The 9355-nt window shown below is 36.3% G+C and carries 5 protein-coding genes; 3 read left to right on the forward strand and 2 right to left on the reverse strand.

What is annotated here, in order from left to right; translation table 11 throughout:
* Positions 1–1190: 1190 nt before the first annotated feature.
* Positions 1191–4373: a DUF2225 domain-containing protein gene (locus MW688_RS17570; protein ID WP_486737314.1), complete on the reverse strand. Its 3183-nt coding sequence runs from the start codon at positions 4371–4373 to the stop codon at positions 1191–1193.
* Between the two features lie 128 nt (positions 4374–4501).
* The gene (locus tag MW688_RS17575; protein ID WP_486737315.1) at positions 4502–4639 is read right to left on the reverse strand and encodes a hypothetical protein; all 138 of its coding nucleotides are present in this window, start codon (positions 4637–4639) and stop codon (positions 4502–4504) included.
* A gap of 443 nt (positions 4640–5082) precedes the next feature.
* Here MW688_RS17575 and MW688_RS17580 point away from each other — a divergent pair, with 443 nt between their 5' ends.
* The 3 genes from MW688_RS17580 to MW688_RS17590 all read left to right on the forward strand — a co-directional run.
* Positions 5083–6072, forward strand: coding sequence for an NAD-dependent epimerase/dehydratase family protein (locus tag MW688_RS17580; RefSeq protein WP_486737318.1), 990 nt, complete (start codon positions 5083–5085; stop codon positions 6070–6072).
* A gap of 165 nt (positions 6073–6237) precedes the next feature.
* Positions 6238–7734 (forward strand): uroporphyrinogen-III C-methyltransferase, encoded by a 1497-nt coding sequence (cobA, locus tag MW688_RS17585; RefSeq protein WP_486737316.1) that lies wholly within the window; start codon positions 6238–6240, stop codon positions 7732–7734.
* Positions 7735–8127: 393 nt separating this feature from the next.
* The coding region (locus MW688_RS17590; protein WP_486737317.1) for a calcium-binding protein at positions 8128–9355 on the forward strand (1228 nt) is incomplete at its 3' end.

Below are 9355 nucleotides of genomic sequence, written 5' to 3' on the forward strand. Positions count from 1 at the left end.
AACCTACAGGCTACCTACAGGCTACCTTCTTACTCATTACTCGTTACTCATTACTTCAAAACTCATGTTTGGTGCGTTACGGCAATCCGTTATCTTACTTGTGATTGACCAAGAGAAATCTTCGGCCTAACGCACCCTACTACTACAACTACTTTTATACTGTTTTGTGGTCAATAATCTTGAGTTATTGGGAGGCGCTCTCCGCCACTTCACAAGTTATTTGTGACCCCAAACCATTAACTGGTAAAGGCTGGCAATTTTGAGCAGGTAATCTCAGAGCGGTGCGTTAACTCATATCAAAGCACCAAAACAAAAGTACAGAAATTGGCCGACAAGGGAGAATCAGGCTACGTACAGGCTACCTTCTTACTCATTACTCGTTACTCATTACTCATTACTCATGTTTGGTGCGTTACGGCAATCCGTTATCTGGCATTGTGATTGACCAAGAGAAATCTTCGGCCTAACGCACCCTACTACTGCCCAACCTACTACCGTTATAATGTGTTGATTTCTTCCTTGACAATTATCTAGTCATTAAGTTATGATATTCGTAGGGGGGAGTTCGCCCCTTGTGTAGTATAAAATAATAAATAAATAAAGAAGTAAAGAATGGAATGGGTGCCTTAGGGCATTCTAGTAATCAAGTTATCATGTTCTTATGGGGGAATTCGCCCCTTATGTAGTACAAAATAATAAATAAATAAAGAAGTTTGTCGGGTGAGTTAACCTGCGTGTAAGGCACCGTCAATAATCTAGTAATCAGAAGCTTATCTGTTTAATTAGTTACAAATTATATATCTATCAGGCGATCGCTTATCTTAGGCTATAAAAAACAACAGACACATATATATATATTTATCCTAAATATTGGGGATTGGCTCATATCAAAGCACGCAAGTGCAAAAGTACTGAAATTCGCCAACAGGCGAGAATCAAAATTTAAGCGCGATCGCATTAATTCTCTTACTTCAAAACTCGTTACTCGTTACTCATTACTTCAAAACTCATGTTTGTTGGGTGTAGTAACCAAGGGCCGAATCTACTACCGTTATAATGTATTGATTTGTTTCTTGACAATTATCTAGTAATCAAGTTATGATGTTTTTATGGGGGAGTTCGCCCATAATGTAGTATAAAATAATAAGTAAATAAATAAGTAAAGAATGGGACTGGCTTGAATTCGCGGATTATTCATGGGGCATTTCCGAGAGAATCTCAGCTTTAATTTGTAAAGCCAGGTGGAGATATTGCCTAGCTTGGGGTAAATTGCCTAATTGTTGAGATAGTGAAGCTAAATTTTGTAGAGTGATAGCGTAGGATTGAGTTTTAGTACCCACTGCCTCAGCTTTAATTTGTAGAGCCAGTTCAAAATATTGTTGAGCTTTGGGTAAATTACCCAATTGTTGGTATAACAAACCTAAATTATCGAGAGTAGTAGCGTAGAATTTGGTTTGAGTGCCGATAGTTGCGGCAATAATTTGTAAAGACTGCTGATAATATTGCCTAGCTTGGGGTAAATTACCCAATTGTTGAGATAACCCGGCTAAATTATCGAGAATAGTAGCGTAGGATGGAGTTTTAGTGCCAATAGATTCGGCAATAATTTGTAAAGCTTGGTCCAAACATTGCTTAGCTTGAGGTAAATTGCCTAATTGTCGGTGTAAAGAAGCTAAATTATCAAGAGTAGTAGCGTAGGATGGAGTTTTTTTGCCCACAGTGGTGGCTAAAGTGTGTAAAGCGAGCTCGAAATATTCCCTAGCTTGGGATAAATTACCCAATTGTTGAGATAACAAAGCTAAATTTTGTAGAATAATAGCGTAGGATGGAGTTTTACTGCCCACAGTGGTGGCTAAAGTGTGTAAAGCGAGCTCGAAATATTCCCTAGCTTGGGGCAAATTGCCCAATTGTTGAGATAATCCAGCTAAATTTTGTAGAGTAATAGCGTAGGATTCGGTTTTAGTGCCTACAGTGGTGGCTAAAGTGTGTAAAGCGAGCTCGAAATATTCCCTAGCTTGGGATGAAATACCCAATTGTCGGTATAACAAAGCTAAATTCTGGAGAGTAATAGCGTAGGATTCAGTTTTATTGCCTACAGTTTCTATTTTAATCTGTAAAGCGAACTCTAAATATTTCCTAGCTTGGGGTAAATTGCCCAATTGTCGGTGTAACAAAGCTAAATTTTGTAGAGTAGTAGCGTAGGATTCGGTTTTTTTGCCTATAGTTTCAGCTTTAGCTTGCAAAGCCAACTGTAAATATTCCCTAGCCTTAGGTAAATTGCCCAATTGTCGGTGTAACAAAGCTAAATTTTGTAGAGTGATAGCGTAGGATTCGTAGGATTTAGTTTTATTGCCCACAGTTTCTACTTTAAGTTTTAAAGCCTGCTTGAGATATAGCCTAGCTTGGGGTAAATTGCCCCATTGTCGGTATAACAAAGCTAAATTCTGGAGAGTAATAGCGTAGGATTGAGTTTTTTTGCCTACAGTTTCTACCAAAACTTGTAAAGCCTGTTTTAGATATCTTTTAGCTTCGGGTAAATTACCCAATTGTCGGTGTAACAAAGCTAAATTATTTAAAGTAGTAAAGTAGGATTCAGTTTTAGTACCCACAGTCTCAGCTAAAACTTGCAAAGCCAGCTCTAAATATTCCTTAGCTTGGGGTAAATTGCCTAATTGTCGGTATAATCCAGCTAAATTCTGGAGAGTGATAGCGTAGGATTCGGTTTTTTTGCCTACAGTTTCAGCTTTGATTTGCAAAGCCAACTCAAAATATTGTTTGGCTTTGGATAATTTACCTAATTGTCGGTATAATCCAGCTAAATTATCGAGAGTGATAGCGTAAGATTCGGTTTTTTTGCCTGTAGTCTCAGCTTTGATTTGTAAAGCCCACTCAAAATACTGTCCAGCTTCGGGTAAATTACCCAATTGTCGGTATAACACAGCTAAATTCTGTAGAGTAATAGCGTAGGATTCAGTTTGTTTCCCCACAGTTTCGGCTTTAATTTGTAAAGCCAGTTCAATATATTGCTTAGCTTCGGGTAAATTACCCAATTGTCGGTACAAACCAGCTAAATTTTGCAGAGTAATAGCGTAGGATTCGGCTTTCTTGCCTATAGTTTCGGCTTTAATTTGCAAAGCCAACTCAAAATATTGTCTAGCTTCCGATAAATTACCCAATTGTCGATACAAACCAGCTAAATTTTGTAGAGTAATAGCGTAGGATTCGGCTTTCTTGCCTATAGTTTCTGCTTTGATTTGTAAAGCCAGTTCAAAATATTGTCTAGCTTTAGATAAATTACCCAATTGTAGATACAAACGGGCTAAATTCTGTAGAGTAATAGCGTAAGATTGGGTTTTTTTACCTGTAGTTTCAGCTTTGATTTCTAAAGCCAGATCAAAATATTGCTTAGCTTCGGATAATTTACCCAATTGTAGATATAAACCAGCTAAATTATCTAGAGTAGTAGAGTAAGATTGGGTTTTTTTGCCCACCGTCTCTGCTTTGATTTGTAAAGCCTGGTGATAATATTTCTTGGCTTTGAGTAATTTCCCTAAGTCTTGATATAACAAACCTAAATTATTGAGAGTAATAGCGTAGGATTCAGTTTTCTTGCCTACAGTTTCTGCTTTGATTTGTAAAACCAACTCAAAACATTGTTTAGCTTGGGGTAATTTACCCAATTTTTGGTATAAACCAGCTAAATTTTCTAGAGTAGTAACGTAGGATTGCTTTCTTCTCCTCCCAGTTTTTACTTTAATTTTTAAAGCTTGCTCAAGACATCGTTTAGCTTCGGATAATTTACCCAATTGTAGATATAAACTAGCTAAATTCTCTAGAGTAATAGCGTAGGATTGATTTCTAGTGCCTACAGTCTTTGCTTTGATTTGTAAAACCTGCTCAAAACATCGTTTAGCTTCGGATAATTTAGCCAATTTTTGATATAAACTAGCTAAATTCTCTAGAGTAATAGCATAAGATTGGGTTTTAGTGCCTACAGTCTTTGCTTTGATTTGTAAAGCCAACTCAAAATATTCTTTAGCTTTGGGTAATTCCCTCAAATCTTGGTATAAGAAAGCTAAATTTTGCAAAGTAATAGCATAAGATTGGGTTTTAGTGCCCACAGTTTCAGCAGTAATTTGTAAAGCCAACTCAAAATATTGTTTAGCTTCAGATAAATTACCCAATTGTCGATGCAACCCAGCTAGATTATTCAGCGTAGCGGCGTAAGATTCTATGTGAGTTAAACTATTGTTTTTGGCTAACTCAATCGCCACAATACAAAAAGCAACCCCCTCTAGGTAACGAGATTGAGCATAAAGTCTTACTACTTCATCATTGAGTTGATTAATTTTTGTTAGTATATCATCACTCATTTTCAATTACCTCAAACTGCTGGTAAGATGCTTTTGCTTTTGGTTGCTGAGACAATTTAGTAAACATTTTTCCTACATGATAATCATCTAATACTCAAAAATCGTAGTAATTACCAGTCAAAGGTAGTTTATCCCACAGTGGCATCATTGCCTTGTACAAACTTAATATACTTCACAGTAGATGTACTCACTCTCACTTGATTTTTACTGAGAATTCTTAGTTCTATCCAACTTAATTCTAGTGTTTGTGATTTAATAATCGCCATAAAACTCAGACCCCTCGCATCAAAACCTCAGATCCTGCATCTTTATCACTCATTTACTTGTGGATGAATAATGAGTTTTGAAGTAAGAAGTCAAGACGTCTTGAAGTAAGAAGTTTTGGAGTAATAAGTAATGAGTTTTGAAGTAATGAGTTAAAGAATTGATCCTAACCCCTTAAAAATTGATTCTCGCCTGTTGGCCTATTTAGTACAATTGCACTGGGGCAAGATCTAAGAAAACCCAAAGTTACTTGTGGATGAATCTTGAAGTAATGAGTTTTGAAGTAATGAAGTCTTGAAGTCTTGAAGTCTTGAAGTGAAAGAAGTTTTGAAGTCATGAGTTAAAGAATTAATGCGATCGCGCTTAAAATAATTACTGGTACTTTGATGTGAGGTTATACTTGTTATAATCTCTTTTGAAAAAATTTGTACATTTACTGAAATTGATGCAGCAGAAAAAAATACTATTAACAGGTGCAAGTGGATGTATTGGACATTATTTAGCAGAAGCTTTAATTACAGAAACAGAATATGAGCTATATTTGCTGGTAAGAAATCCTGATAAACTAAAATTTAACTATACAACTCGCCCTGGTATCACAATTCTTAAGGCAGACTTACGAGAAGTTAAACAGTTTGCTGAGTTACTCCAATCTATCAATGTTGCTATTCTAGCGGCAACTTCTTGGGGAGGAGAACAGGAAATTTATGACATCAATGTTAATAGTACAATTGAACTAGTTAAATCTCTAAACCCCCAAGTATGTGAACAAGTTATATATTTTTCTACAGCGAGTATTCTAAATCAGGAAAATAAGTTACTACCAGAAGCTAAAGAAATTGGCACTAGCTATATTAAAACAAAATATCAATGCTTTACAGAATTACATAAACTGGAAATGGCTGATAAAATAACCACAGTTTTTCCAACTTTAGTATTAGGGGGGGATGAAGAAAAACCCTATTCTCATATTTCCGCAGGTTTACCTAATATTATTAACTGGATTAATTTAGCCCGTTGGTTTCAAGCTGATGGTAGTTTCCATTTTATCCATGCTAGGGATATTGCTCAAGTAGTTAAATATTTAGTAGAGAATCCTCCAGAAAATCCTCAATCAGAGCAAATAGTTTTAGCTAATCCTCCTCTAACAGTTAATCAAGCCTTAGAGGAAATTTGTGTACATTTAGATAAATCTATTTTCTTGCGTTTACCCTTGTCTTTGTGGTTAGCTAATTTTTTTATCAAAGTATTTAAGATTAGAATGGCAGATTGGGACCGCTTTTGCTTAAATTATCGTCATTTTACCTACAATAATTATGCTAATCCAGCAAAATATGGTTTAAGTAATTACTGTAATAGTTTAAGTGAGGCATTAGAATTAGCAGGCGTTAACTCAGATCTTGCATCTTTACCTAATGTTACTGGTGATGGTTGAGTAATGAGTAATGAGTAATGAGTAATGAGTAATGAGTAATGAGTAATGAGTAAAAGAATTAATGCGATCGCGCTTAAAAATTGATTCTCGCCTGTTGGCGAATTTCAGTACTTTTGTATTTACGTGCTTTGATATGAGGTTAAGAAAAAATAGTAAGTGTCAATTATGTCTTCAGGAAGAGTTTATTTAGTAGGTGCAGGTCCTGGTAAACTGAGTTTAATGACTTTATCGGCTGTAGAATTGCTAAAAACAGCAGAAGTACTAATCTATGATGCTTTAGTTGCACCAGAGTTACTGAATTTAGTTAGTGATGAATGTTTAAAAATAGATGTGGGTAAAAGAGGAGGTAAAGTTAGCACTCCTCAAAGCCAAATAAATCAACTGTTAGTGGCTTATTGTCATCAAGGCAAACAAGTAGTTAGACTAAAAAGTGGAGACCCTCTGATTTTTGGAAGGGCAAATGAAGAAATAGAAGCAATGATTGCCGCCCAATGTAACTATAGTATCATACCAGGACTTTCGAGCGCGATCGCCGCCCCCTCTTTAGCAGGCATCCCCCTCACCGATAAACATCTAAGCCGTCATTTTGTGGTACTTACAGGACATCAACCAGAAAATCTAGACTGGGAAGCTATAGCTAAAATAGATACTATTGTGATTTTGATGGGTGGTCGCAATCTCCCTGAGATTGTACAGCAATTACTTAAACATGGTAGAGCATCTCAGGAGTTAGTAGCAATTATTCGTGACGCTAGTACATGGAAACAAAAGCTGTGGTTAGGTACTTTAGAGGATATAGTAGAAAAAGTTAGCAATATATCTATTTCTCCTGGAATCATTATTATAGGCCAAGTAATTAACAAGAGATTTATGTCTGATTCTCTCCCCTTAACAGGACAAACCATCTTAGTAACCCGCGCTGCCAGCCAATCTAGTCAATTCACCAAATTACTAGAAAAACAAGGCGCTAAGGTTTTAGAAATGCCAGCTTTAGAAATTACCCCCCCCTCGAATTGGCAACCATTAGATGAGGCTATCTCCTCTTTAGGTAAATTTAATTGGTTAATTCTCACTTCAGCCAATGGTGTAGAGTATTTTTTTTCTCGTCTTACTACCCTAGGTTATGATTTACGCGCTTTAGGAAGCTTAAAAATAGCCGTTGTGGGCAAAAAAACCGCCGCCACATTAAACAAGTATCATCTGAAAGCAGATTTTATTCCTCCTGATTTTGTGGCTGATTCTTTAGTGGCTAATTTTCCAGGAAGTTTAACTCAACAAGAGATTCTTTTTCCTCGGGTAGAAAGTGGCGGGAGAGATATTTTAGTTAGAGAATTAAGTAACTCTGGTGCTATAGTAACAGAAGTAGCTGCCTATCAATCCCAATCTCCTCAAACAATTGACGATGCTACCAAATCAGCTTTGTTAGCTAAAGAAATTTCTATTATCACCTTTGGTAGTGCCAAAACTGTGGGTAACTTTAAGCAACTAGTCAGTGAATTAGAGCAAGATTTACCATCTTTATTAGAAAATGTTTATCTAGCGGCAATAGGGCCTCAAACTGCCCAAGCTTGTCGCCAATTATTAGGTAAAGTAGATATAGAAGCAGAAGAATATACCCTGGAGGGGTTGACAGAGGCGATTGTTAAATTTTTGAAAGGGTAAAAATCTTCTTTTGGCGATCGCCTTTTCCCCAAGTTTGTAGTAGGGCTTTAGCCCTATCAAGCCTTAGAATCTTAGCAGTAAACTCTAATCTTTTCTGTATCTTTAAATACTAAAATTCAACTACGAAAAGGAGCAGAATGCAAGACACAAGCATCTAATAAAGCTACAAATTTAACCACTTATAAGAATATAATTTGCAATTTGTTACACAATGTAGTAAATACATCTTGAGAAAGATGGACAAAGTGAGATTAAATTATAGTAGGTGCGATCGCTAATAATCAGAGAACGAGAATTTCAAATTTTATTACGAAAAGAAAAGAATTGATTTGATAATTGACAAAATAATGTTACTTTAATTGTAAAAATTATTACTATAGATTATTTAGTCTCATGAAATCCCTATCATTAATCCTTAGTTCTGCTGTAACCCTCGTAAATCAGCAGTTATTGGCTTTTACTCTCGATTCTGAGTTTAACGATAAACTAAATCTTACTTTTGGTGATGCTATTAATTCATCTATTTATCATAGTTTATGGAGCAGTGGAAGTTTTAATATTCAGTCAGTAGTTGACATTGAAATTCCCAAAGGAAACGAGCTAAACGGCGCAAACGGTGCTTATTCCCGTGATACTAATAAAATTTATCTGTCTGAGTCATTTTTACAAGCAAATGCCGAAAATCTTAATGTTATCGCTGCTGTGATTTTAGAAGAATACGGGCACTTTATCGATGCAGAAGTAAATCCTGTGGAATCTGTAGGAGATGAGGGAAGAATTTTTGCTCTCTATGTCCAAGGGGAAAATATTATTACAGAAGAGTTACAATCGCTGCAAGCTGAAGATGATACCACAACTTTAACTATTGATGGGCAAGAAGTACAAGTAGAATTAGCTGATTTTGTGGGTACAAATGGGAATGATAATTTAGTTGGTACACCAGGCGATGATACGATTAATCCGGGTTTAGGAGATGACACAGTAGATGGAAGAGAGGGAGATGATGTATTAATTATTGACTATTCTTCCATTAGCGATGCTGGAATCGGCGGTAACTTTGGTATTTCCAGTGGAACAGTGGATGGGTTTAGGAGTCTCTATCGGTCTAATGGTTCCAATGAAAACGCCGTCAGATTTGATAATATTAACAGATTTAATATAACAGGCACCCAGACTGATGACGATATTCTCACGGGTGATGGCGATGATACGATTATTGGGGGTTTAGGGGATGATACCATTGATGATCAAGGTGGTGACGATAGTATTGAAGGAGGACAAGGCAATGACGTTATTATTGATGATGGGGGAATTAATCAAATAGATGGTGGAGCTGGCATAGATACTCTGGTAGATGCGGATTTGAGTACTGTTACAGTAGACATTAGCATAGATGAAACGGGTAATCTTCTAAGTTTGCCTGATGGTACGGTGATTAACAGTATCGAGAGATTTACAGGCAGTTTGACTACAGGAAGTGGTAATGATAGTTTTAATTTTAGTCAATTTGCCGACATTGTCATCGATGCAGGAAGTGGCGATGATACGATTAACCCAGGTTTAGGGGATGACACAGTAGATGGAAGAGAGGGAGATGATGTATTAATTATTGACTATTCTT

The organism is Johannesbaptistia floridana, assembly GCF_057440575.1.

Coding starts and splice junctions, on each gene's coding strand:
- cobA (WP_486737316.1), top strand. CDS start 6,238: ATGTCTTCAGGAAGAGTTTATTTAGTAGGTGCAGGTCCTGGTAAACTG.
- MW688_RS17570 (WP_486737314.1), bottom strand. CDS start 4,373: ATGAGTGATGATATACTAACAAAAATTAATCAACTCAATGATGAAGTA.
- MW688_RS17575 (WP_486737315.1), bottom strand. CDS start 4,639: ATGGCGATTATTAAATCACAAACACTAGAATTAAGTTGGATAGAACTA.
- MW688_RS17580 (WP_486737318.1), top strand. CDS start 5,083: ATGCAGCAGAAAAAAATACTATTAACAGGTGCAAGTGGATGTATTGGA.